This window comes from Gilliamella apicola, from assembly GCF_000599985.1.
Taxonomy (GTDB): domain Bacteria; phylum Pseudomonadota; class Gammaproteobacteria; order Enterobacterales; family Orbaceae; genus Gilliamella; species Gilliamella apicola.
In genome coordinates, this window is sequence record NZ_CP007445.1 from 2,965,908 (window position 1) to 2,991,828 (window position 25,921).

The following is a 25,921-nucleotide window of genomic DNA, read 5'->3' on the forward strand; positions in this document are numbered from 1 at the left end:
TTACTCTCCTTTGCTTAATATTTTCGGCTTTATTTCTAGAACAATATCATCGTTAGTTACTTGTTTGTTTTCATTAAAAGTAGAAATAGTATAGTCATCAGGATTGGTGACTAAGAAAATTACGGTAGGATCCAATTGATGATTTTTAATATTATTGATATCGAATTTAATTAAATCATCACCAATATCGACAATATCGCCAACATTAACCAGTGTCTCAAATCCATCACCATCAAGTTGTACTGTATCGATTCCTATATGGAAAAGCAGATCAGCCCCATTATTTAATTTAATACTTAGAGCATGTTTAGTATGGAAGATCATAGAGATAACTCCTTTACAGGGTGATTTTAAAATTCCCTCATTAGGAATAATACCTAAACCTTGACCAACAATTCCTGTTGAAAAAACATTATCGTTAATGTCATGTATTGGTATAGCTTTACCACTAATCGGACTTCTAATCTCTATAGCTTCATCTTTAATTGTATTTTTTGTGTTGTTAATTGAATTTTCATCATCTGCATCAATACTATCTGTGAAAAATAGCGCAGAAAGAATAAATGCGACTAAAAAGGATATTCCAAAAGTGACAAAAGCCCAGACTATGTTCATCGCATTGTCTTTATCAATATACATGGTCATACTGGCTAAACCGGGACCAACAAGAACAAATGCTTTTAGTAAAATAATGCCGGCAAAAGCCCCACCAATTAATCCAGCAGTCATCACGCTATAAAGAATTTTTTTATTTACGATTGTCACACCATATAGTGCTGGTTCGGTAATACCAAAAAGAGCCGATATTCCAGCAGATAAAGCAACCGATTTTAATTTACTATTTTTAGTTTTAATACTTACGCCAAAACAAGCGCCTGACTCCGCAATATTGTGTGCCAAAGAAGCTGGCATATATAACATTTCACATCCAGTTTTACCCATTGCATCAATGGCATAAGGAAGCATTGCTTTATGCATGCCCGCCACAACCATAAAAGGAAGTACCGCAGCTAACAATCCTGTTGTAATCCATGAAAAATGGGTATAAAAAAATATAATAAATTTAGAAAATATCACACCTGCATTGTATCCAAGAGGACCAAGTAATAGTAAAGAGACAGGTACAGTAATGACTAAACTCATCATAGGGACAAAAAAGAGACGAATAACTTTAAATGAATATTTAGTAAAAAATTTTTCAACAACAGAATAAAAAAGGATCGTTAAAATCGCAGGAAATATTTGGAATGCATAATTGATATTTTCTAAAGGTAAAAAGAAGAGTGTGCTGTCATTTTTTAGTAGTACCACCATATCAGGGAGGATTAAAGTACTTACGGCAGAAGCGGCAACTAATGGATTTACTTTTAATTTATTAGCGGTGGTAAATGCGACAAGGATGGGTAAAAAATATAAAGGTGCACTACCAATTAGTTGTAAAATTTTATAATTGGACCCATTCTCATCTATCAATCCAAGCATGGCAAACAATATTACAAAAGATTTCAACAGACCACCGCCAGCAATTGCTGGAATTAACGGTTGAAAAATAGAAACAAGAAAATCGAGTAAAATAGCACTTATTTTTTTCTTGCTATTAGGCTGATTATTAGTACTATTTACGTTAATGTTTCCGATTAATTTAATAATTTCGTTATAAACTTCAAACACATCATTACCAATAATAATTTGGCATTGAACGTTTTGCCGTACGCCTATAACACCCTCAATTTTTTCTAAAGCAGGAAGATTTATTAGATTATCATCTTTTAAGGTGAATCTTAGTCTTGTTGCACAATGTTCTAAATGCGCTATATTACTTTTGCCACCGATATTATCTAGAATGGTTACTGCTATTTTTTGATAATCCATTACTATCTCCTATTGCTCTTGTTCGTGGTAAAAAAAAAGCAAGACCTAGATAAACAGTAAAATGCAGCTATGCATATACAATTTATTTAGGTCCTGCCTGCTTTACCAGTCACATGCCTGTTTAATAGCATACAAACATACAATAGATACTGAGTCAATTTTGATTTAGAAGAATTGTGAACTAGATCTCAATCACCATCACAGAATAACTGTTAAGTTAACTAATTGTTTTAATTTATTAAGATATGAAGTAAATAAATTCTAAAAGAATCAATTATGAAATTAAAAATAAAGGACAGAATATTAAAACTAGAATCTGTCCATTTTACGTTTTGATTTGAGTAGAGGATCTTGGTTACTTAGATATTAATATACTGGTTTGGGTAAAGGATATTCAACACCATTATAACGTAATGTGTATTTTCTTTTTGCTGATTTAGTTATCTCTTCAATACATTCCCCTTCGCTATTTTTTTTACCAATTTCTTTTTGTTCATTATATGAGACAATCAGATCTTTATAATTATTGGTCGTATTTTTCCCTAATAGTAAAACAGCATTACGGCTATTGTATTCACCATCACAATCATACCATTCACCACCAGAGTTATTTAGCATTAAGTTGTTAACAACGAGATTCAATTTTTCATTTTGTTGCACATAAAGATTAATTACTTGTTGAGAAATAGGAACATAACGGGAACGATTTGCAGAATTGGCACGAACACCAAAAGCTCGAGATTCATTATTAAGTTGATAACGAGCCGTATCGATTTCAAAATTATTTAATTCAATAGCATCACTAACAAACGCATCCTGTTGCCAATTATGAGCAATTAATTCACCACTTTGCGTATCCACAAGCAACACATCAAGATCATAAAAAATTGTCCCTTCAATATCATTAGGAAACGGTAAAACCACAATCGTTTTACTTTCATCAGCAGGCCAGATCTTACAAATTGCCTTATCACTCTCGCGAGAAGAATGATATTTTTCAAGTAAATAATCAATCCATTTTTCACAGTCAGCATTACTCACCATAGGAAAGCTAAGAGTGATGAGTAATAGTAATTTTTGGGTGTTTTTCATTGGTGTTTTTTATTATTAAAAATTTAACGTAGTTAAAAAGCGAGTAAATTAATATTTTAAATGTGTCCTCCAATATGACCAATACAAATTATTTTTCCTTTGCTTATGGTTGTTTTTAACCCGAAATATATTCTATTATAATAATAATGAGAATCTCCATCGTTATTACACTTATCGAGTTTTAAATGATATTCACAAAATACTATTTCATTGGTATCGTCTTCTAACTTAAATGAAAAACTAAAGTTATTTCTTTCTTTATTTGAGCCCTGAGGAGTACATTCGATATTACATGTGGAACCTATAAGTTTTAGATCTTTTTGATTACTTGGTGAATCTTTTATATCAGGAGCACATTTTTGTAAAGAAGAAAGAACATTAACAAAGGGAATAGAAAAATAGGTGATATCATTAGTTTTTATACTTTTTAATGAATTATAACAATTTTCGCTAAAATATAATTTATTAAAAATAGTAATTGAGCGTCTAATGAAGCTATCATTATTTAGAGGATATTTAGCTAGAATTTCACAATCAAAATTATATATGTCCTCGATAGAATGAAGACAAAATTTTTTGTCTATATTTGGCCAGAAAAGATTATATTCTAAACAATATGCTGAATAATAAGTTTTTCCTACTGCGAAACTATTATTGAGAATATTTTGAATCATTTTTTGAGAGGATATCTCTGAAAAATTAGATCCGAGAGAACCATCATAAAATAACTTTATTAATGAACTTGTATCTAAAGAATAATTACCATTTTCTCCAAAAATGCTATTTTCATGTCCTATTATGAAATCACAACTAATTGATAGCTTTCTAATTCCTTTACCGATTTCATCTTTTAATCCAATTAATTTATTTTTTAATTTTTCAAAGTCTGAAAATAATGACAAATTTTTTGAATTAATAGAATAATATGATATACATATTTCACTTTCCATCTTCTTTTCCTGTCATAAGTATTTTGAGATCTATTATTTGTTGATCAAAAAAACCTTGTGGCCATTGAGATAATTGAGCATTATTATCAAAAACTAATTTATTAATAAGTGGTTGGCTATTTTTTTCCTTTTGAATAAAATATGCCTGAACTAAATTAGTTGGATAATTCTTATCTAATTTTATGGCAACTCTAATCCCATTTATTATATGTTCACTATGAGTTTCCACAATAATTTGAACTCCAGCCTTTGCTGTGGCAGCAATTAATCTTCCCAAGTAACTTTGTCCTCGTGGATGTAAATGAGCTTCTGGATTTTCTATAATTACAATACCTCCATTAGTAGTACATAATAGTGCAGTTATAATGCTTATAGCGTAACTTAATCCAAATCCAACATGTATAGGTTTATAATTTGTGTCTTCAGTAGAAAAGCTAGTATAACTTATTACAGCCTCTTCTATAGATTGTGAAGAAATTTCAATATCAGGTGTAATTTCTTTTAACCATGCTTCAATATTTCTTATTATGACGTTGGTATTTACTTTCGGATGAATGCGAGGATCTTTTAAAGAATCAGAACTATTTGATTCCTGTGCTATGTCATTTATTCTTTCTCTTGTTATATTGTTAAACGTTATACTATTAGATAATAATGATAATACTTGAGCTGTATATTCACCTTTAGTTCCTAACCAATATTGTGAACTTCTAGAAGAGGAAAAAGGATAATTATTTCTTGGGCCTAGGCGTTCAGCAATAATGAATTGATAATTATTTGAAATTTCTTTTTTTAGTGTTTTTAAATGTTCAGCTTTATTTTTTAGAAACAAATATTCTTGATTATTATTATTACTCCAAGTATATAAATTATTCTTTATACCAATTGTGATCTCCAATGGTTCATCATTATAAATAAAGTGATTGTATACATCTTTATAATTGCCCAAATTAACAAGTTTTCCATCAAATGTAAGTTTGCTTTCATTATCAGATTGTAAAAACATTGCAATAGCCTGAATAATCGCACTTTTTCCTGAGGAGTTAGCCCCACAAAATATATTCAAACCTTTTAATTCTAAATCAATCTCTTGATAACATTTAAAATTCTTTAATTTTATTTTGTCAAGCATTTAGGCAATTCCTTTGGATAATTTAAAATTGGTTTCAGAGAAATATTAAGACCTGTTATATCATTTAACATATTTATGAAAAAATCAAATCGATAAGATATAGTTACTTTTTTACCTGTAGAATTAGAAATAGAATAATAAAATCCTCGATTTTGTTCTTGATATTGTTTTGAAATCCATTCAGCATATTCTGTTGAATTAGTGTGAATAGCTTCAAATAATTTATCATAAATTTGCTGTTTAAATGTCATGACTCTATTCATTTCTGTATTATCTAAGTTAGAAAAAACTGCTACACATACTTCAAAAAGAGGTTTACTAATTGGTGAGTTTTTATATGAAATATTTTCTTTTCTAAAAGCATCTTTTCCAAATATATGTTCTGAAATCAATAATCCTTGATTAAATTTACGTATCAATATTCTATAAATATCATCTGCTTTCTCAATGTTAGGTAAATCTAGATCTTCATCCAAAACTGAAACTAATTTGAAATTAAATTTATTTAAATACTTCATTGCATTAGATAAGAATGTATCAAATTTATTTTCATTATAGTTTTTATAACCAAACATAATAAATGAAATTGCATCTAAACATAACTCCATGTCTTTTTGTCTATCAAGCCTCACTTTTCTTGTTGTACTTGAGCTAAATTCATCTTGAAGAGCTAAGTAGCGAATAAATCGAACACTATCTCCCCTATTTAATGCAGATCGTATTTCTTGATCACTTAATTTTACTCCATATGTATTAATGCGATGAAATAATTCGACAATAATCTCATTATTTATATCATCAACTTCTAATAAATGCCCAGTAATTTGGTGTTCTCTAATTTTACGTTGTTCTGAACGCTCTAATTGACTAAATTTTTTATTATTTAAATAGGTTAATCTTTTTAGATTCCGAAGAGTAATATCTCCTCTCATGAAGTCATAGATTGTGGTAATACGTTGAAGTCCATCTACAATAATCCAGTTTCCATTTGGTCTTTCAGCAAAATAAAAAACAGGAAGAGGTAATCCCATTAAAATAGATTCAATAAGCCTTGATCTTCTATCTAATGTCCAAATCCTATCTTTACGCTGAAAATCGGGTTGAAGTTCAATTTCATCATAATTTATACGATCAAATAATAAAGAAATAGTCGGGGTTATATGTCTTATTTTTGTACCATTTTCTTTATTTATTTCAGGTTTTAAATCTTCATCTTCATCTTCATCTTCATCTTCATCTTCATCTTCATTTGCAACTCCTGTAATGCTTTCATCATCAATTAATTTATCTACAGGTTTATATTCAGAAAGTTTACTTATAACATCTTTAAATAAATAATCAGCATCTAAACTAACAATTGCATTTTTTAAATCGGCTGTTAATGAGGACAATTGGTTTAATGTCGATTCTACTTTGAGAATTTCTATGTCTCCAGGAAATTTTTTCAGAATAATATCAAGTTGATTATAAAGGTCCTTAATATTCTTTTCATAAAGTGCATATCGTTCTTTTATGTCAAGATTAATAAAATTATCAATTTTTTTCTTTATTGATTTAGTTTCAGATAGAGATAATTCTGATATTGTTCCATAATTATGGATATATTTCTCTCGTAATATTAAATGTTTCTTTCCATTAAAATAGAAGAATTGAATATAAGGTAAATTAGCAAATATTGTTTCAGGATTATGCCTATTTGAATTAGAACCACCTAATGTTTGTTCAACACTCGCAAACCCATTTTTCAGCAAGGCTTTCCATATTTTTTCTAATTCATTAAGTCCACGAGGTATTATACGTGATGACTCAGGTGTTTTGACGTAATATTTTCTTTTATCTAAATCAATATCAATTAAAAGAAGTATTCCTGTAGATTTATTTATTGCTTGCAATTGAAGCCCAATCAAATTTTTTATATCAGATAAAATATCCTCAAATTTTTTCATTGTTATTTTCTTCCATAATAAAAGAAATTTTAACGTATACTATATTACATAAAATTAATAAGAAACTATTTTATTAATAGTATTATTAATAATTAATTTTGCAAGTTTTATGATTTTATAATTTTATCCAAAAAATCATATACACTATCAGCTACACCTTTTGCGGCTAGAAAAGGCACCCCATTACCGATCGTCTTAAACATATTTGTCAATGTCATATTTGGAGGTAAGCAGAAATTTTTTGGTAGTGATTGAATAGCTAAAGCTTCTGCTGCAGATATTCTTCTTGGTTCTGTAGGATGAATGTGAACTTCATTGTTACCATAAGCAGCTGTTGGAGAAAATTTATAACGATGTAATCGTTTAAATGACTTTCTTTTATTGTCTCCTTCCAAAATAGTTTTAAATTTATTTAATCCTGCTTTTGCATTAAAAACATGAATCATATTTGGGTGATTTATAACATTATTTTTATTAAACCAGTATTCAACAGTTAATTCTTTTGGTGCTCTAATGTCATAGTCAGTTTCACCAATATCCGGCCAATTAAAAGAAGATATTTCTTGTTTAGAATAAATTATAGATTTATTCCAGTTGAAATCAGAAATAGAATTATTTTTTAGAAAATTTTTTTGAATTCCAAATAAAATAATTCGATCGCGATTCTGGGGAACACCATATTCTAAAGCATTTATTAATTTTTCTGTTAATATATATTCACTATTTTCTAATTGCCTTTTGAGCATATCAAAAAATTCACGATGTTTAATTGTTCGATATAGCCCTTTAACATTTTCAAAAATAAAAAAATCAGGTTTTAGTTTGCATATCAAATTAATATAAGATTGGGATAATTTTCCGTTATCACCATTTTTTCCTCGATTTTTTCCACCAATAGAAAAATCAGGACATGGAGGCCCTCCAATAAAACCTATAAAAGAATTATTATTTATTTTTTTTTCTTTCTCTAAAATTTTCTGTAGTTTTTGATACTCTTTCCCATTGAAGCAATCATCAATAGAACCATAGAAAAAACCATATTTAGGTAATTTTTTGCCCATTTTACTTCTGGAAAATTTGTAAGCATCAAGGAATGGTTCATAAAACTCATTAACGTAACAAATATCAAATCCAGCATCTTCAAATCCGAGATCTAAAAAGCCACTACCAGCGAAAAAAGATAAAATTGGTATTTTTTTTGTTTTACTCATAGATATCCTTTGATATTAGTACATTTATATTTAATGTGTGTAAAGAAGACAAGCAACCATCCTAACATAGGACAACTATTATCCTTAATAGTAATAAAGTTTAAATTCATAAATTACAAACAAAATTACAAATTTAGGCAAATTAAACTATTCTTTTTTTATAACGAACTGTATTTTATAGATATATAAAAAATATAACTATATTAAACTTTTTCTGTAAAATCATTTAACTATTAAATAGTATTTCAAGAGAGAAATTGCATTATATCACTACAATATTTTTTTTAGTTTTATAACAAAATTACTAATTAAAATTTTTATTCAGTACTATTCTATAAATATCAAATGATTGTATCTGAGAGTTTCATATATCAACTATAAATTTTCAATTATTTTAGCTTTTGAGGAAATAAAAGAATTACTACCATTCTGAATTAAAATAAAAAATATATTAATCTATATATTTAATATATTTTTATTTAGTATTTCGTTTAATAAAAGTATAGTATAGGATAAATTAAATTTTATTTGATTAAGATGTATAACAAAACCAATTGGGTATTATCAAAAATAATTTAGACATAAATAACATCAATAAAAATGTTTTAAAATTTTATAATAAATATTCTGAGCATCAATCAAAGAGTTATTTTAAAACATTATCATTATTGATATAAAAAATTTAATATTAGGAAATATAAACAATTTATATTAGTTAAATAAAATGCTCATCTATAAAACTTGTTCTATAAAAAATATAATTTTCTAAATTTCATTTAAGGTATTTTTTAAAGCTATTAAATTAGATATTTTTGTTCTTTCATTTCTTTTTATGGTTTTCCTTGCTACTACATTACAAACCTAAACCAATTTATGAATATGCGTAAATCGCATAATGGTATGTAAAATTGATATTTCCTTATTTTTCGATAATCGTTTTTAATTAAGCTTAATAAAAACTAGATAGGTAAGGAAACATTATGGCTTTGATCCCTCCTCACGCCAGTGACCAGTTACAACCACTTCTTGTTAAAGACGATGATCGATTGGCATTACAGCATTATGCAAAAAATCTTCCCGCAATTACGCTATCAAGTCGTGAAGCTGGAGATTTAGTGATGTTAGGAATTGGCGGTTTTACGCCACTGTATGGTTTTATGCGGGAAGAAGATTGGCGCAGTGTTTGCGATAATATGCATTTAGCAAATGGTGTTTTTTGGCCAATTCCTATCACAGTATCCGTGACCGATGCTCAAGCTGATACCTTAAAATTGGGAGATGATATTGCCCTTAAAACACCCGATGGGCAGATAATTGGTATTTTGAATGTTGATAGTATTTATCGACCAGATAAACAATTTGAAGCGATGCAGGTGTTTACAACAACGGATAAAAATCATCCTGGCGTTGCGATGCTTATGGCTCAGCCACCTGTTAATTTAGGCGGTAAAGTGCGTGTTTTCCATGATAATGGTTTTAAAACGCAATTTGGTCAATATGCATTAACACCACAAGAGACAAGAGAACGTTTTAATCAGTTAGGTTGGCATAAAATCGCGGCCTTTCAAACTCGTAACCCTATGCATCGTTCACATGAATATTTAGTCAAAACAGTATTAGAGCTTTTTGATGGGGTACTTATCCACTCTCTATTTGGTAATTTGAAAGCAGGTGATGTACCGGCAAATATTCGTCTTAAAGCTATTAATACGCTAATTTATAATTACTTTGTGCCTGATTCCGTTGTTCATTCTGGGTATCCTTTAGATATGCGTTATGCAGGTCCTAAAGAAGCGTTGTTGCATGCCCTTTTTAGACAAAACTATGGTTGTAGCCATCTTATTGTCGGTCGCGATCATGCTGGTGTTGGTAATTATTATTCGCCGTTTGCTGCACAAGATATTTTTACCCAATTACGGGATGAGGATTTACTCATTAAACCAATCAAAATTGACTGGACATTTTATTGCCATAAATGTGCAGGTATGGCATCAAGCAAAACTTGCCCACATGACAGTGATGATCGTGTTCTTATTTCAGGTACCGAGGTAAGACGGCGTTTGCAAACAAAAGAACCCATACCTGAAACATTTAGTCGCCCAGAAGTCGTTGCTGAATTATACCAATGGGCAAACCAGTAATATGCAAAATAAATAATTACTCATCGATAAGTTGATAAAGAGGAAAGCCATGCTAGATTTAACCAAAGTTAACCAGAAATTACAAAATCAGTCACCGTTAACCATTATTGAGTGGGCATTAAAGAAGCAACAAGATATTCCAGTCAAAAGTATTATTAGTACCCATTTTGGACCATATGAAGCAGTGCTTCTTCATCTTGTTACTCAAGTTGACCCAAATATTCAGGTTGTTTGGGTTGATAATGGTTATGCAACAAATGCGACCTATCGTGTTGCCAATAAAATTACAAAGCAACTTAATCTTAATCTACATATTTTTGTACCACAACGAACGACAGCTTATTTAGATGTGCGATACGGTGGATTACCTGAATTAGATACGCCAGAACATACCGAGTTTACCCAAATTGTCAAAATTGAGCCGTTTAATCGTGCTTTAGCCACACTCAAACCAACGCTGTGGTTTACTGCGTTACGTCGTGAACAATCAGCCTTAAGGCAGGAGTTAAATATTGTGACAAAAGCAGGAGATAATTTATTTAAGATTGCCCCACTACTCGATTGGACAAGTCAAGATATGCAGAACTATATCGAAAAACTTAATTTACCTAATGAGATGGATTATGTCGATCCGACTAAAGGACCGCAAGGTAGAGAGTGTGGCTTACATAAAATAACTTTCTGATTTTATAAATAGATACACATTGGACTTTGCTGATAGTTGTTGAGTAAAACAATATTATTAGGATTTAACAGAACATTTTAAGGTTGCTAGGCACTAGCAATTTACCGATAGCTCAAAAGCTATCAGATAAGGGAATCACATGAGCACACAACATTTTCCTTTTAATTGTGATGAATTAAAAAAAATTATTGAAAAGTCCAGTGATAAACAGCTCGCTTGGTTGTCTGGATATTTATGGGGAATTGCGGAAAAAAGTTCAAATGAACAAGCGTTACCGAATATCACAACTGCCACCAACGTAACGCAAGTTGAGCAAGCGAAAAAAGTTACGATTATATCAGCATCACAAACAGGTAATGCTCGTCGAGTTGCAAATGATTTAACTCAAGATATTGAGCGTTTAGGTATTGAAGTGACTCATCTGCCTGCTGGCGAATACAAAGCCAAAAAATTGAGTCAAGAAGAAATTTTAATCTTAATTACCTCAACACAAGGTGAGGGCGAACCACCAGAAGAAGCATTACCACTCTATAAATACCTTTTTGCTGGCAAAGCCCCTAAATTGGCAAATCTACAATTTGCGGTAATGGGTTTAGGTGACTCTTCTTATCCAAAATTCTGTCAAGCTGCTAAAGATTTTGATCAACGATTAGCTGAATTAGATGCTCAGCGTATGTTATTACGCGTTGATGCTGATACGGATTTTCAAACTGTAAGTACCAATTGGCGACAAGCTGTAATTGATAAACTTAGCAGTCTACAACAATCGACTTCAAAATCACTAACAGAAAATAATACTTCAAGTAGCGTCGTTGTTAACAGTAGCCTTTATCACCGCGATAATCCCTTTATTGCACCCGTTAATGTCAATCAAAAAATTACTTCTCGCGATTCGGATCGAGATATCCGTCATATTGAATTTGACCTTACCGGTTCTGATATTAACTATCAACCGGGCGATGCGTTAGGAGTCTGGTATCAAAATAGCAATGAGCTTGTGGATGAAATTCTTAATATTATTCAACTTACAGGTGATGAGCCTATCGAACACAATGGTCAACAAATTACCTTAAAAACGGCTCTAATTGAGCATGTTGAATTGACTCAAAATACACCCGTTATTATTGAGAAATATGCCCAAGCAATTCAAAATCCTGAACTGCTTACCTTAATCAAAGACAGAGAAGCTTTGATTGAAATGAGTCAAACATTACCACTTGTTGATATGCTTAATCGTTATCAAAGCAATCTTACCGCACAAACATTAGTTGCATTGCTTCGACCTCTAACACCTCGTTTTTACTCCATTGCATCAGCGCAAGATGAAGTTGGAGACGAAGTTCATCTTACCGTAAATGTGGTGCGTTATCAGATCGAAGGTAAAACGCGTACTGGCGGTGCATCAAACTTTTTAGCCAATCAAATTGCCGACCAAGATCAAGTAAAAATTTTTGTTGAACATAATGATAACTTTAGATTACCTAATGATACAAACACACCAATCATCATGATTGCTGCTGGCACTGGCATTGCACCATTTAGAGCTTTTTTACAACAACGTAGTGCTCAATGCGCTACGGGTAAAAATTGGTTATTTTTTGGCAATCCGCATTTTATTTCTGATTTTCTGTATCAAGTGGAGTGGCAAAATTATGTTAAAGAAGGTCTGTTAACGAATATCGATCTTGCATGGTCACGAGATCAAGCCGAGAAAATATATGTACAAGATAAATTAATTGCTCAAGGCAGTGAGATTTGGCAATGGTTACAACAAGGTGCCTATATCTACGTTTGTGGTGACGCAAAGCGTATGGCAAAAGCGGTTGATTTAGCACTACAACAAATTCTGATGACTCAAGCTCAATACAATCAAGAGCAGGCCATCAACTATCTGGATGAATTAAGAAGTCAAAAACGCTATCAACGAGATGTTTATTAACACACAACCGACATAACAACTAATTTTAATTTATTGAGTGATGTAATATGAGCAATAATAAACCTAAAACAGTTACCCTAACTCAAGTGGTAAATTTAACACCACCGCAAAATGATGTCTCAGATCTACCATTATCGGATTCTGAACGATTTAAACGAGAGAGTAATTATTTACGCGGCACCATCGTTGACGATTTGAATAATGGTTTAACAGGTGGCTTTAATAGTGATAATTCTCAGCTCATCCGCTTACATGGCATGTATCAACAAGATGACAGAGATATTCGTAAAGAACGCCTAGAACAAAAACTTGAGCCACTGATCAACATGATGCTACGCTGCCGCCTACCGGGAGGGATTATCACTCCCAAACAGTGGTTAACGATTGATAAATTTGCCACCGAAGCAACTAAGTATGGCAGTATTCGGCTGACTACTCGACAAACATTTCAGTTTCATGGCCTGTTTAAACGCAATCTTAAATCAGCTCATCAACTATTACACAATATAGGACTTGATTCGATTGCCACCGCTGGCGATGTTAATCGTAATGTCTTATGTACTTCAAATCCAGTAGAATCAAAAGTTCATCAACAAGCTTACTACTGGGCAAGCAAAATTTCAGAACATCTTTTACCAAAAACCCATGCTTATATTGAAATCTGGTTAGATGGTGAAAAATTACCCACACCCGACAGCGAGCCCATTTTAAGTTCAACTTATTTACCGCGTAAATTTAAAACTACGGTGGTTATCCCACCTATTAATGATGTTGATGTTCATGCCAATGATCTTAGTTTTGTCGCTATCGCCGAAAAAGGTGAATTGATAGGTTTTAATGTGTTAGTTGGCGGTGGTTTGGCAATGACTCATGGAGATAAAACAACCTATCCTCGTAAAGCGGATGATTTTGGTTTTATTCCAGTAGAAAAAGTGCTGACTTTTGCAGAAGCCGTTGTTACCACACAGCGCGATTGGGGCAACCGTCATAATCGCAAAAATGCCAAAACCAAATATACACTTGAACGTGTCGGTGTGGAAAACTTTAAAAAAGAGGTAGAGCTACGCGCAGGTAGTGCTTTTTTGACCAGTAAACCTTATAAATTCACTCAAAGAGGTGATCAATTTGGTTGGTATAAAGGTATTGATGATAACTGGCATTTAACGCTGTTTATTGAAAATGGACGGTTGCTTGATTATCCAAACAAACCATTAAAAACGGGTGTTGCTGAGATCGCTAAAATTCATCAAGGTGATTTACGCATTACCGCTAATCAAAATCTAATTATTGCTAATGTTCCTGAACAACAAAAAGAAGCCATTGAAAAAATTGCCAGAGAGTATGGACTGCTTGACGATACGATCACATTACAACGTAAGTATTCCATGGCATGTGTTTCTTACCCAACTTGTCCTCTTGCTATGGCCGAAGCCGAACGATTTTTACCGACGTTTGTCACTCAAATTGAACAAATCTTAACTCAGCATCACTTATCTGAAGATTATATTATTTTACGAGTGACAGGTTGTCCTAATGGGTGTGCAAGAGCAATGTTGGCGGAAGTAGGCATGGTTGGTAAGGCTCCCGGTCGCTATAATTTATATCTTGGTGGTAATCGAGAAGGGACACGAATTCCACGTTTATATAAAGAAAACGTAAGTGTTGATGAAATTTTATTAGCGCTAGAACCATTAATTGAAGCTTGGTCAATTCATCGCAATAAAGACGAAGGTTTTGGCGATTTTGTTATCCGTCATGAAATTGTCAAACCAGTAATAAATTCAGCAATTGATTTTTATCAGGTCGTTAATTAAAGATCATCTACAGGTTTGTAGAACCTTATGACGTGCTTATTTGCTGATAAAAAACATATATAGCAATAAGGCATATGGTTATTACTTAATCATATTTGTCTTTTTTATATGTTCTTTTATACTTAAGTGAGTTATTAAACTATCTAATTTTATCAATAAAATTAATAACAAACATAATTTATAAATTAGATAACCTGCCTATAACCAGTTTGATAACAGTGTTAATGCTGGGTGGCGATCCGTTGTTTTAAATAATTCACTTTTTAGTACATGTTATTAATTATATACAGCAAATTATTTTAAATTAATGCAATACAATTATATCGATGGGAATAAAGTAATTTTTTCTTGGAAGATCGCTATCATGAACATACAACAATTAAGAATTATTCGAGAAGCAGCGCGTTGTAATTATAATTTAACCGAAGTAGCAAATACTTTATACACCTCCCAATCTGGAGTAAGTCGACATATTAAAGAGTTAGAAGAAGAACTCAATATTGATCTTTTTATCCGCCAAGGAAAACGCCTAATTAATATGACTGAACCAGGATTAGAACTGGTCGTGATTGCAGAACGTATTTTAAATGAAATTAATAACATACACCGTTTATCGACCATTTTTTCAAATGCGGATGAAGGATCTTTAGTAATCGCAACAACCCATTCACAGGCTCGTTATATCCTCCCTAACATTATAAAATCATTTAGAGTACTTTTTCCGAAAGTCCATATTATTATCAATCAAGGCTCATCAAGTGAGATTATTGCCCAGCTTCTTTCAGGCGAGGCAGATATAGGTATTGATAATGAAAGAGTTGATAACAGCTCTCTTGCTACCTACCCTTTTTATCGTTGGCATTACTCGATTGTGACACCGAAAGATCATCCTTTAACCAAAGCCGACAAAGTAACATTAGATATGTTGCAACCCTTACCCATAATTACTTATCGACAAGGGATCTTTCCTCGCAAAAGCATCGATAAAGCATTTTCAGCGATAGGATTGGCACCTAATATATCATTGAACGTCCAAGAACCTGATGTTATAAAAACTTACGTTGAATTAGGTTTAGGAATTGGTATTTTAGGCAATAAAATGTATAACCCTGAATATGATGTAAACTTGGTTCAACTAGATGCAAAACATCTGTTTGAGTCACATGTTACTTGGCTTGGCTTAAAGCGTCATAAATTACAACGTAATTATATTTGGCGTTTTATTCAATTATGTAATCAAGAGCTTTCATTGGAAGATATTAAAAATCATGCTCTATTTGATCAGACTCATTCCAAAATGCCTGATTATCAGATTTAATTTATATTAATAAAACGATACATATTAAATCATAAACTCAAACAGCTCATCTTGAACAAAGATATTTACAAGTATCGGTTGCCAATAGATATTGTCGCCCAATTCAACTTGCTGTTGTTCATATTGACGATAACTTACCGAGACATCAATATGCTTTGGTTGTCCTTCTACCGCAATTTCTAAAAAAACCGTTGGTCCAGCGGTGTGGATGCGTACTACTTGCCCTTGGATATCATTCTTTCTGGCCGTTTTAGCAATACTGATTTCATGAGGTCGAACATAAGCGATAGCAGACTGATCAGCCCAATTACCTTGCTCTTTCATATCTTTTCGGAAATCACCAATAATTAAGGTATTATTTTCAATGTAACCATGTAATAGATTGACGTCCCCTAAAAAATGCGCAACAAATGCTGTTTTTGGTTGTTTATAAACTTCTGCTGGCGTGCCTATTTGTTCTATTTGACCTTGGTTCATTAAAATTATTTTATCAGCAACTTCTAACGCCTCTTCTTGATCATGCGTAACAAAGATACTAGTAACATTCAGTTCATGATGAAAATCACGCAACCAGCGTCTTAAATCTTTACGAACTTTAGCATCTAAGGCGCTAAAAGGTTCATCAAGCAACAAAACATTAGGTTTTGATGCCAAAGCTCGTGCTAAAGCAACTCGCTGTCGTTGTCCTCCAGATAGTTGGTCAGGATAACGTTTAGCAAAATTTTCTAGCTGAACTAATCCAAGTAACTGATTAACCCGCTCATCAATCGCGGTTTTGCTCAGTCGTATTGATCTTGGTTTCATTTTCAATCCAAATGCCACATTTTCTGCCACATTCATATGGCGAAAAAGTGCATAATTTTGAAACACAAATCCAATATCTCGCTGTTTAGCGCTCAGCTGTGTTACATCAGTATCGGCAAAATAAATTTTGCCTGAGCTGGCTGTTTCTAAACCCGCTATAATGCGTAGTAATGTGGTTTTGCCACACCCTGAAGGGCCTAAGAGTGCAACTAATTCGCCTTGTTTTATACTAAAGTTAATATTTTTTAAGGCATCGAAGTTTTTAAAACTTTTATTAATATTCTGTAGTGAAATACCCATAGCTACCCCTTAGTGACTTATATAAAGTTCATTAACTAAGCGTCGTTCAATCCATTGACGAATCAATAGTAATGTAAGCGACATAATTAATAGCAAAATCGCAACACTAAATGCGGCAACAATATTGTACTCATTGTATAAAATCTCTACATGTAAGGGTAACGTATTGGTATAACCACGAATATGTCCAGAAACAACGGATACCGCGCCAAACTCACCGAGTGAGCGAGCCGTGCAAAGAACAACGCCATGCATCAATGCCCATTTGATATTTGGTAATGTGATATGGAAAAAAATTTGCCAACCATTTGCGCCAAGAACACTGGCAGCCTCTTCTTCATGGGCTCCTTGCGCCATCATTATTGGAATCAATTCCCTTGCGACAAAAGGAACAGAAACAAAAATGGTTGCTAAGATAATACCGGGAATGGCATAAATTATTTGGATATTCCATGCCTGTAAAAAGGGATAAAATGCACTTTGTGCACCAAATAGCAATACATAGATTAAACCCGCAACAATGGGAGAGATAGAGAACGGTAAATCAATTAAGGTCATTAATATCTGTTTACCTTTAAACTGATATTTAGTGATAACCCAAGCAGCACACACACCAAATATGACATTTAAAGGCACCGCCACTCCAACAGCAATAAGTGTCAATTTAAAAGCTGCTAAGGTATCTGATTCTGTGATCACCTGCCAAAAAGCCGTTATCCCATTGGCAAGCCCTTGAGCCAACACTACCAAGAGCGGTAAAAATAACAAAATTAAAAACAATAATATCGCTAATAGTATTAATAATATCTGTACACTGGTCAGTGCTTGTTTTTTATCGGTTATTGGGTTTGTTGGCAATATTGGCATAAATTTACCTATAGTCAGTTATTTTTATTAATATTACGGTTAAGTCTTCGCTGTAATGTGTTCATTAAAAATAATAGTATAAAAGCGATCAATAACATGGTTATGCCTATGGCGGCAGCAGCATCATAAGCATATTGATCAAGCTTCGAGACAATCAATAACGGCAAGATTTCTGTTTTAAATGGAATATTTCCAGCAATAAAAACGACAGAACCATACTCACCAATAGCCCGAGCAAAAGCGAGCGTAAATCCAGTTAACCAAGCAGGTAAAATAGCGGGTAAAATAACATGCATAAAAATTTTCCGAGGTGATGCGCCAAGCAGACTGGCAGCCTCTTCCTGTTCGCGTGGCAAGTCAGCCATTACAGGTTGTAAAGTGCGGACAACAAACGGCAGCGTGACAAATAAGAGTGCTAAGGTAATACCAATTGGCGTATAAGCGATCTTAAAACTAAACCAATAGCCAATAGGACCGTTTTGAGCATAAATTGCGGTTAAAGCAATACCCGCTACCGCAGTTGGCAAAGCAAATGGGATATCGATACAGATATCCATTATTTTGCGTCCTGGAAAACGATAACGCACCAGCACCCAAGCTAACAATAAACCAATAAAGCTGTTTAAACCCGCACTTATCAATGCGGTACTTAATGAAAGTATTAGCGCTAATAAAAATTGTTTACTGATTAATAACTTTTCCCATTCATGAAAAGATAATTTAGTTGAATAGATAAACAAGCCTAATAGCGGAATAAGAACAATCAAACTAAGAAAGGTTAAAGTATAACCTAACGTTAAGTTAAATCCGGGTATATTGCGTTGTTGTTTAAAGCTTACCACTTTCATAACTTATACCTTTAGAACTCATACCTTTAGAATTTGCACCTTTATAGGATAGGGTTAAGTGATAGCAACACATAACCATAATAAGCAATGCCTAGTTTATCTCAGCATAAATTGCATCAAAGATTGCACCATCACTAAAAAAGGCTTTTTGTACTTTTTGCCAACCTCCAAAGTAATCGTTAACGGTGACTAATTTAATTTCAGGAAATTGCTTAGCATATTGTTTAAGGATTTCAGGGTTTACTGGTCGATAAAAATGCTGAGCAATAATATGTTGTGCTGGTTCACTATATAAATACTCTAAATAGGCTTGCGCTTGCTTACGTGTGCCTTTGCTGTCTACGACTTTATCCACTAAGGCGACGGTTGGCTCAGCTAAAATAGATAATGACGGCGTGATGATTTCTAACTGATCACCACCTTGCTCTTTTAACGCTAAATAAGCTTCATTCTCCCAAGCAATCAATACATCGCCTAAACCTCGCTGCACAAAACTGATGGTTGCCCCTCTAGCGCCAGTGTCTAATACCGGTACATGTTGATATAATTTGGTTACAAATGTTCGCGCTTGTTCATCATTACCGTAAGTACTTCGAGCATAAGCCCAAGCAGCTAAAAAATTCCAACGCGCCCCGCCTGACGTTTTGGGATTGGGTGTTATTACTTCAATATCATCTTTAATTAAATCACTCCAATCATGAATCTGTTTTGGGTTACCTTTGCGGACTAGAAATACAATCGTTGAATTATAGGGCGCACTATTATTTGGCAATCTACTTTGCCATTCAGGTGATATATTAGTCTGATAACGATTTAACGCATCAATATCACTCGCTAAAGCAAGCGTCACAACGTCTGCTTGCAAACCATCAATCACTGAACGGGCTTGCTTACCAGAGCCCCCGTGCGAATTTTTTATAGTCAGCGTTTCACCTGTCTGCTGTTGCCAATACTCAATAAAGGTCTGATTATAGGCTTTATAAAACTCACGAGTTGGATCATAAGAGACATTAAGCAATTCAACACTATAGGCTTGCCCCATAAAAGTACATATTGCCAATAAAATTAAGCTAATACTTAACCAATATTGTTTGCGAACGATAGGTAATTTTTTCACTTGATACCTCATACTATTAAAGACATTAGCTTTTTTTGATAGGAATACCAAGATTAGACCAAATTATCGAAAGATGCGAAAACGATTATTTTGCATTAGGTTATAACAAAAATAGATATACTAAGTGGAAATTTAAATTTAGGGTTAATCTTATTCAGTATTATATAAATGTGAATAATTATGTGCTGAGTATATGGATTTTATGGATGATTGTTGATTTTTGTAAATCATTATAATATCACTAGCGTTGATAAAATAACGTTGCCAATATAGTCTCTGTTTTCCCTATCCACGTTGGCGGGCTCTCTGTAGCTTGATCATTATTCTTTTCCGTAGAAAAAAGCAGATAAAATATGCAATGCACCACGTTGGGATCTACGTAGACCTGCATGTTTTTTTATCTAAAGTATTAAATAAATCAGCATTTATTTGACCAACTCTGTGATACAGAGTCTGGTGATGTAAACTTTGTGGTGAAAAATGGAGTATCCATTTCAGTTTTGTTTCAGAGGTTCATTTATCTAGAATTATTTTATTATCAAGATATGAATGGAGGAATTTTTTAAGTAATCTTGTGTATCATTTTTATTTTTGAGATAAATAATATTAAATGGAGCCTCTAATTTGGTATGTGGTTCAAATATATTATTAATATGGATAAGAGTATATCTTAACAGTTATTTGTAAAGTCTTACTGTATATACAAGGGACCGTTTTTCCTGTAAATACTTTTCCTTCAATTAACTCAGAAAGAATAATTATTTTCCAACAGATAAAAGAAGTAGGTTCTATTTATATTCAGTTAGAATTTTTCTATTAACTTAATAACCTCACTTTAAAAATTAATTTGGCAACACAACCTACAAATTAGTCTAATTAATACTTTATAGGCTTGAGAAATAAAAATTTGTAATTCCGTTTATCGATTTTAAATATTGTTCCTTCTGAAATAGGATTTTTTTTGCATTTCTTTTGAATTTTTTTATCTAATAAAATTAAAAAGTTGTTATTATTTTTCCTTATTTGTCCCCTAAAGTCCCTTAATATAATGTTATAATTGCTTTGCTTTAATAGCAAATATATAAAAATCCATTAATTTAAATCATGAGGAATTATGTATGAATAAGAAATCAAATCACAACGCAGATATTGAAAACTCAAATAAAGGGACTAAAGGGACAAATCAAACATACGATAAAAATCAAGGAAATAGAGGAAAACAATTAAACCCTAATAACAAAAAGTAATATAATTTGAGGCTAGTCAAATTAGACTAGCCTATCTAAATTTAAGTCTTATTTTTAATCATTTTCGTTATTTCTTTAGAGATTTTTTTCATTTCTCTCTCAAATTCAGGGCTGAAATCCTCGTCACTTAAACATTGAGGTTTTATTAATCCCTTTTTTTTAAAATCAGGTTGGTTGGTAATATAACTAATGAAACTTAATAATTCATTTAATGAATGCGTTTTACGTTGTTTCTTCTTTTTTTGTTTTTCATAAAATCTATTAGATTCTATCTCATCATCATAACTGTCATTCATGGTATCTTGATAATAGTAAAAACAAAAACTTTTAAAATGCCAACCAATTATAGATAAGCTATTTTCAAATTCAGTGTAAGCTTGATGCAATTCAGTTTCTAATGATTTCATTTAAAAGTAAACTTTTATCAATATTCTTGCGAAATAATTTAGTAAATGTATTATTATTAGCTCTAAAATCATCATAGTTAACTTCTTGTATTGTTTTATAATAAGCATGAATACAAATATCTTTTTTAACTTTTAAATCCTCTATATTGTGAAAAGTATTATCACCATTGATGCAATAATTGATTATACTAAATTCAGTGTTTATAGGATAGCGCTCACTATGATGCGTAATATTTGAAACTATATACCCACTATATCCTCCTGCAATTAATGTAAAAAAAGTACCTATAAATAAATTCTTTATCGTTAATTTCTTTTTTTGGATCTGTTTGCAGTTTGGACACGTTATGTTTTCTTCAATATAAATATCTTCTTTGCAAGACTGATTTTCGCACTGAATTTTCATTTTCCTTTCCTAAAAAATTATTTATTTTTATATATTTTTTATTTTATATTTTAGGTTTAACAACAATCAAAAATAATTTTTTAACTTATTCATTTCAATCTGATAACTATTATAACCTTTTAATTTTTATATAATTAAGTTTTATTAGAATAAAATAAATATTAATATAATGAATATCATTCCTGATAAGTTCTATATCAAAGTTACAACGATAACGATATTTCTCAATTTTCTTTTTTTGAAATATACATAATAATGCAATAACTATTGGTTTTATCGTAAAAAATCATATTAAATGTGATCTATAGAGCTTAAAATCAGACTGAATTCCACCATATTTTGTTTTTGGCAAAAGCGTTTTCTTACCGTCGAAATCTCAGAATAGTTTGTCAGCCATTTGATTATCATTTTCGCCATTCAGAGTAATATTTATCTCCAAATTTAAATTTGGCCATTATTTAATCTTACTCAGATGTCAATGTAATCGTCTAATTCAATGGTAAATGGTGTTTTACTACTATTTTGCTCTTCGATAAAGTCTTGCACACTTATTTTTAGATCGATATTGTCATCAGATAGATACATAGTCACTGAGTAAATGATTAACGAAATTTAGTAAACCATTCTTAACTGGTGGATATTGATAGTATGTAATTTTATTTGCTTTTCTATCAAATACATCATTATTCTCATTCTTTAAATCGTTCCAACTATAATGAATAATATTAAAACATTCCAAAGAGATAATGGTGATTTTTCAAACCAAAGTTGTTTTGTTTGAGTGAACATTAATTTAACCACATCATAACCTAATTATTGATGAAGTTGCACAACCATACTCAGTGCAACAAAAGGACGTTTTGAGGAAAAAGATATTGAGGTGCAATACGATTTGATCCATTAATCTTTGTCGATATAAAACCATTCCTACCTTAGCACAAAACATCATTTCCATTGATAACCTAGATTTACAAATAGTCACAATCTTAGTATCGACCAAAAAACAATTAATTATTAGGTAAGTTAGAAAAATCCATAAATTATCTATTAGTAAATTGTTGTATCGTTTCAAGAGGCTGACTGAGTAGTCATATAAGAAAATCCATAATGTTTTTATTTCATTATGGATTTTTAATAATGTAAGGATATATCAACTGATCATTTTGGTGTTAACTGATCGGCATTATTTTTAAAACCACTTTTTTAACTTTATCAATAATATTATTAATTGACCCCGTACAACAATAAGAGGTTTTCTTTAGTATCATACGGTAAGTCATATTCACCTCTATTTAAATTTTATTAACATGTCACTAGTGCCAGTTTCGAAATAATCATTTAAAACATTTTTGAGCAAATAAGGGGCTCTTGGGATAGCATCAACCGTATCTCCTGCAATATGTGTTGTTAAAGTGATGTTATCTAAATCCAATAAAGGATCATTTTCTTCAATAGGCTCAACCCAGCTCACATCAAGTGCGGCACCAGCTATTCTTTTGTTTTTTAATGCATCAATTAAGTCATTTTTATTTAAAACCCCTGCTCTAGCTGTATTAATAATATAGCTATTAGGTTTCATATTATTTATGACATCTTTATTTATCATATTTTCGGTTTCAGGTGTTAACCGCATATGAAGGGAAAGAATATCAGATTGTTTTATTACTTCATCAAAATCTAGAAAATCTATACGTAATCCTTCTGCGGCTATTTTTGTTTTATCGATAAATGGATCATAGGCTATAACTTTAACTCCTAATGCATTTAGTCGTTTAGCAACAAGCTTTCCTATATAGCCAAGCCCAATTAACCCAACAGTATGATTAGTTAATACAGTTTTATATTCATCATTGGAAAAACTTTTTCTCCAGTTTCCTTTTTTTATTTCATAATGCGCACGTGCTATATTACGAGTTTCGGTAAACATCAAACCTAATGTAAAATCAGCAACAGGTTCAGCATTGCGAATCACATGAATTAATTTGATATTTTTTTCTTTCATGGTATCTAATGCGATATGCTCTAAACCACCGCGACAAGTACCAATTAATTTCAATTTAGTTGCTGCTTCTAACATTTTTTTGGAAATAGGCGCTATATGAACAAGCACATAGTCAGCATCTTTCATTTCTTCAATAATACCATCAGGAATAGCTACTTTTTCTGGACCATTTTTTTCTATTTCTAAAATTTTTTCTTGAAATTGTTCTTTTTTTAAATCAGAAAACCATTCAAAAGTTTTAATTTCAAGGTCTCCTGTTTTTCCTGGAAAGTTAATGTCTTTAGCAGCATCAATTAATGTTTCACTACTTACTAAAGTATCACCTACTACAATTAATTTCATTTTATTCATCCTTTATTTATTGTTCTTTAATATAATTATCGCCTAATGCTTGTCTTTCTAAATAATCATGAATTGCATCTTTTTTAAAGCGTACAAATAGATAGAAAACAATATAAACAATAACGCTTAGAGCTATGTATAAAGGGTTTTGTGTTAAAAATATTAAAAACAATCCACCCATTATGTGATTAGTCATTACTGCAAAGCTACAGACTAACATCGCTCCAGCTGGTAGAATAAAACCAATATCTCGTGCAACATCAGTAAAAATAGGAGCTACCGCAGTAATTACATATAGTCCACCTACACACCAAATAGTTCCTGTAATTAAGGATTTAAATATATTGCCGCCAGAAATGGCGATGATTAATTCAATCATATATGGAATAGCAATAAGATCGACCATAGGCAATGTTTCGTTACCAGGTAAAATAATTGCTAAAATAAAAACAATAGGAATAAGTAACATACCAGTTAATAATGTTGCTGATTCACCATAACCAGCTGCATCATTTATAGCTAAATACCACTCACGATTTTTTCCACTATTTTTTGCTGTTTTTCTTGATGCATCAGTAATAGTTGTAAATGCTGAAGCAAATACACCTGCTATTTTAGGGAAAACACACATCACAGTTGCAGTTGCAATACCAACTTTAGTTATTTCACCCCAGGCTTCTAGTTCATTTAAGCGAGAATAATTACCAGCAAAACCGATTAAACACCCTAATACTAATCCTAATGAAATTGGTTCTCCCATAAATCCTAGTTTTTCTTGTAGTGTTTGTGGATTCCATTTTACTTTATTCGCTCCTAATTTATTTAAAATCCAATCAACAACTATTGCTAGAGGAACTGAACATATGTGGTGTGGAGCGGTCATTGTACAGCCGGGGTAACCATAATAATTTGACCACCTTTTTGCAACAATTTCTGAACAAACAAGGGAGTAAAGATTAGATAAAATCATTAATCCAAGAGAAAGTATCAAATTACCTGTTACAATATAAAGCATCGACCCCCAAAGCATGAATGAGTAATTATTCCACATATCTGATGGCATAAAAATATTGGTAAATCGACTTATAAATAATAATACTTGAAAGACTAAACCAAACCCTAAAAAGATCATCCCTACTTCTGTTGAGTAAGCTACAACACTTGTTGCCTGCCACCCAGTATCTAAAACACGCAAAGATATCCCAGATGTTTCAACCATTCTATTTATAACAGGAGTAACAACTGGAGTATATGCACCTATTAGCATCCCAAAACCTGTTAAACCAATACCAGCATTAAGACCTGCTTGAAATGCTTTTTTCGGTTTAACTTTCATTATCAAAGCGATTATATAGATAATGAAAGGGACAACTATTGCCGCTCCAAATGAGCTCATAATACTTGAAAGTAGTGTTAGCATTAATTGATTCCTTTTATATGTAATGCCATAAAGCATAAATTATTGATATTTTGATAAAAAA

The 25,921-nt window shown here is 31.8% G+C and carries 21 protein-coding genes; 6 read left to right on the forward strand and 15 right to left on the reverse strand.

The window, feature by feature from the left end; all coding sequences use genetic code 11:
* The 6 genes from GAPWK_RS13265 to GAPWK_RS13290 all read right to left on the reverse strand — a co-directional run bounded on the left by GAPWK_RS13265 (position 1) and on the right by GAPWK_RS13290 (position 8,203).
* Positions 1-1,872, reverse strand: coding sequence for a beta-glucoside-specific PTS transporter subunit IIABC (locus GAPWK_RS13265; RefSeq protein WP_025316698.1), 1,872 nt, complete (start codon positions 1,870-1,872; stop codon positions 1-3).
* Between the two features lie 366 nt (positions 1,873-2,238).
* Complete coding sequence (locus tag GAPWK_RS14355) at positions 2,239-2,964, reverse strand: PA3715 family protein (RefSeq protein ID WP_146206944.1); 726 nt, start codon at positions 2,962-2,964, stop codon at positions 2,239-2,241.
* Between the two features lie 56 nt (positions 2,965-3,020).
* On the reverse strand, positions 3,021-3,914 hold the full coding sequence (locus GAPWK_RS13275; protein WP_025316700.1) for a hypothetical protein: 894 nt from the start codon (positions 3,912-3,914) through the stop codon (positions 3,021-3,023).
* Positions 3,904-5,046, reverse strand: coding sequence for a DUF3696 domain-containing protein (locus GAPWK_RS13280; RefSeq protein ID WP_025316701.1), 1,143 nt, complete (start codon positions 5,044-5,046; stop codon positions 3,904-3,906). Before GAPWK_RS13280 ends, GAPWK_RS13275 begins: the two co-directional genes overlap by 11 nt.
* Positions 5,031-6,992, reverse strand: coding sequence for a DUF262 domain-containing protein (locus tag GAPWK_RS13285; protein ID WP_025316702.1), 1,962 nt, complete (start codon positions 6,990-6,992; stop codon positions 5,031-5,033). Before GAPWK_RS13285 ends, GAPWK_RS13280 begins: the two co-directional genes overlap by 16 nt.
* A gap of 107 nt (positions 6,993-7,099) precedes the next feature.
* The gene (locus GAPWK_RS13290; RefSeq protein ID WP_038517616.1) at positions 7,100-8,203 is read right to left on the reverse strand and encodes a DNA cytosine methyltransferase; all 1,104 of its coding nucleotides are present in this window, start codon (positions 8,201-8,203) and stop codon (positions 7,100-7,102) included.
* Between the two features lie 980 nt (positions 8,204-9,183).
* Between GAPWK_RS13290 and sat the strand changes: the two genes are divergently transcribed.
* The 5 genes from sat (at position 9,184) to GAPWK_RS13315 (ending at position 16,100) form a co-directional block, all read left to right on the forward strand.
* Positions 9,184-10,344, forward strand: coding sequence for a sulfate adenylyltransferase (gene sat / locus GAPWK_RS13295; protein WP_051516291.1), 1,161 nt, complete (start codon positions 9,184-9,186; stop codon positions 10,342-10,344).
* A gap of 49 nt (positions 10,345-10,393) precedes the next feature.
* Entirely contained in the window at positions 10,394-11,029 is a 636-nt protein-coding gene (locus GAPWK_RS13300; protein WP_025316705.1) for a phosphoadenosine phosphosulfate reductase domain-containing protein, read from the forward strand.
* 139 nt (positions 11,030-11,168) lie between these two features.
* Entirely contained in the window at positions 11,169-12,968 is a 1,800-nt protein-coding gene (cysJ, locus tag GAPWK_RS13305; protein WP_025316706.1) for an NADPH-dependent assimilatory sulfite reductase flavoprotein subunit, read from the forward strand.
* 47 nt (positions 12,969-13,015) lie between these two features.
* Positions 13,016-14,782 carry an assimilatory sulfite reductase (NADPH) hemoprotein subunit gene (gene cysI / locus GAPWK_RS13310; RefSeq protein ID WP_025316707.1) on the forward strand — a complete coding sequence of 589 codons (1,767 nt, stop codon included), beginning with the start codon at positions 13,016-13,018 and terminating at the stop codon, positions 14,780-14,782.
* 364 nt (positions 14,783-15,146) lie between these two features.
* Positions 15,147-16,100 (forward strand): LysR substrate-binding domain-containing protein, encoded by a 954-nt coding sequence (locus GAPWK_RS13315; protein ID WP_025316708.1) that lies wholly within the window; start codon positions 15,147-15,149, stop codon positions 16,098-16,100.
* A gap of 24 nt (positions 16,101-16,124) precedes the next feature.
* On the opposite strand, the gene GAPWK_RS13320 is transcribed toward GAPWK_RS13315, so the two are convergent.
* The 4 genes from GAPWK_RS13320 to GAPWK_RS13335 all read right to left on the reverse strand — a co-directional run bounded on the left by GAPWK_RS13320 (position 16,125) and on the right by GAPWK_RS13335 (position 20,048).
* On the reverse strand, positions 16,125-17,204 hold the full coding sequence (locus tag GAPWK_RS13320) for a sulfate/molybdate ABC transporter ATP-binding protein (RefSeq protein ID WP_025316709.1): 1,080 nt from the start codon (positions 17,202-17,204) through the stop codon (positions 16,125-16,127).
* 9 nt (positions 17,205-17,213) lie between these two features.
* Positions 17,214-18,071 (reverse strand): sulfate ABC transporter permease subunit CysW, encoded by an 858-nt coding sequence (gene cysW / locus GAPWK_RS13325; protein ID WP_025316710.1) that lies wholly within the window; start codon positions 18,069-18,071, stop codon positions 17,214-17,216.
* Positions 18,072-18,085: 14 nt separating this feature from the next.
* Positions 18,086-18,919 (reverse strand): sulfate ABC transporter permease subunit CysT, encoded by an 834-nt coding sequence (gene cysT, locus GAPWK_RS13330; RefSeq protein WP_025316711.1) that lies wholly within the window; start codon positions 18,917-18,919, stop codon positions 18,086-18,088.
* A 91-nt stretch (positions 18,920-19,010) separates the two neighbouring features.
* Positions 19,011-20,048 (reverse strand): sulfate ABC transporter substrate-binding protein, encoded by a 1,038-nt coding sequence (locus GAPWK_RS13335; protein ID WP_051516292.1) that lies wholly within the window; start codon positions 20,046-20,048, stop codon positions 19,011-19,013.
* Between the two features lie 1,106 nt (positions 20,049-21,154).
* Here GAPWK_RS13335 and GAPWK_RS15350 point away from each other — a divergent pair.
* A complete protein-coding gene (locus GAPWK_RS15350; RefSeq protein ID WP_269147114.1) occupies positions 21,155-21,283 on the forward strand; it encodes a hypothetical protein in 129 nt (42 codons plus the stop codon).
* Between the two features lie 41 nt (positions 21,284-21,324).
* Here GAPWK_RS15350 and GAPWK_RS13340 read toward each other — a convergent pair whose 3' ends face one another.
* The 5 genes from GAPWK_RS13340 to GAPWK_RS13355 form a co-directional block, all read right to left on the reverse strand.
* Positions 21,325-21,690 carry a hypothetical protein gene (locus tag GAPWK_RS13340; RefSeq protein ID WP_025316713.1) on the reverse strand — a complete coding sequence of 122 codons (366 nt, stop codon included), beginning with the start codon at positions 21,688-21,690 and terminating at the stop codon, positions 21,325-21,327.
* The gene (locus GAPWK_RS13345; RefSeq protein ID WP_025316714.1) at positions 21,671-22,096 is read right to left on the reverse strand and encodes a hypothetical protein; all 426 of its coding nucleotides are present in this window, start codon (positions 22,094-22,096) and stop codon (positions 21,671-21,673) included. Before GAPWK_RS13345 ends, GAPWK_RS13340 begins: the two co-directional genes overlap by 20 nt.
* Positions 22,097-22,564: 468 nt before the next feature.
* Positions 22,565-22,687, reverse strand: a complete 123-nt coding sequence (locus GAPWK_RS15355; RefSeq protein ID WP_269147115.1) for a hypothetical protein — start codon at positions 22,685-22,687, stop codon at positions 22,565-22,567.
* Between the two features lie 697 nt (positions 22,688-23,384).
* On the reverse strand, positions 23,385-24,440 hold the full coding sequence (locus GAPWK_RS13350) for a 2-hydroxyacid dehydrogenase (protein ID WP_025316715.1): 1,056 nt from the start codon (positions 24,438-24,440) through the stop codon (positions 23,385-23,387).
* A gap of 16 nt (positions 24,441-24,456) precedes the next feature.
* Positions 24,457-25,860: a PTS galactitol transporter subunit IIC gene (locus GAPWK_RS13355; protein WP_025316716.1), complete on the reverse strand. Its 1,404-nt coding sequence runs from the start codon at positions 25,858-25,860 to the stop codon at positions 24,457-24,459.
* Between the last annotated feature and the right edge of the window lie 61 nt (positions 25,861-25,921).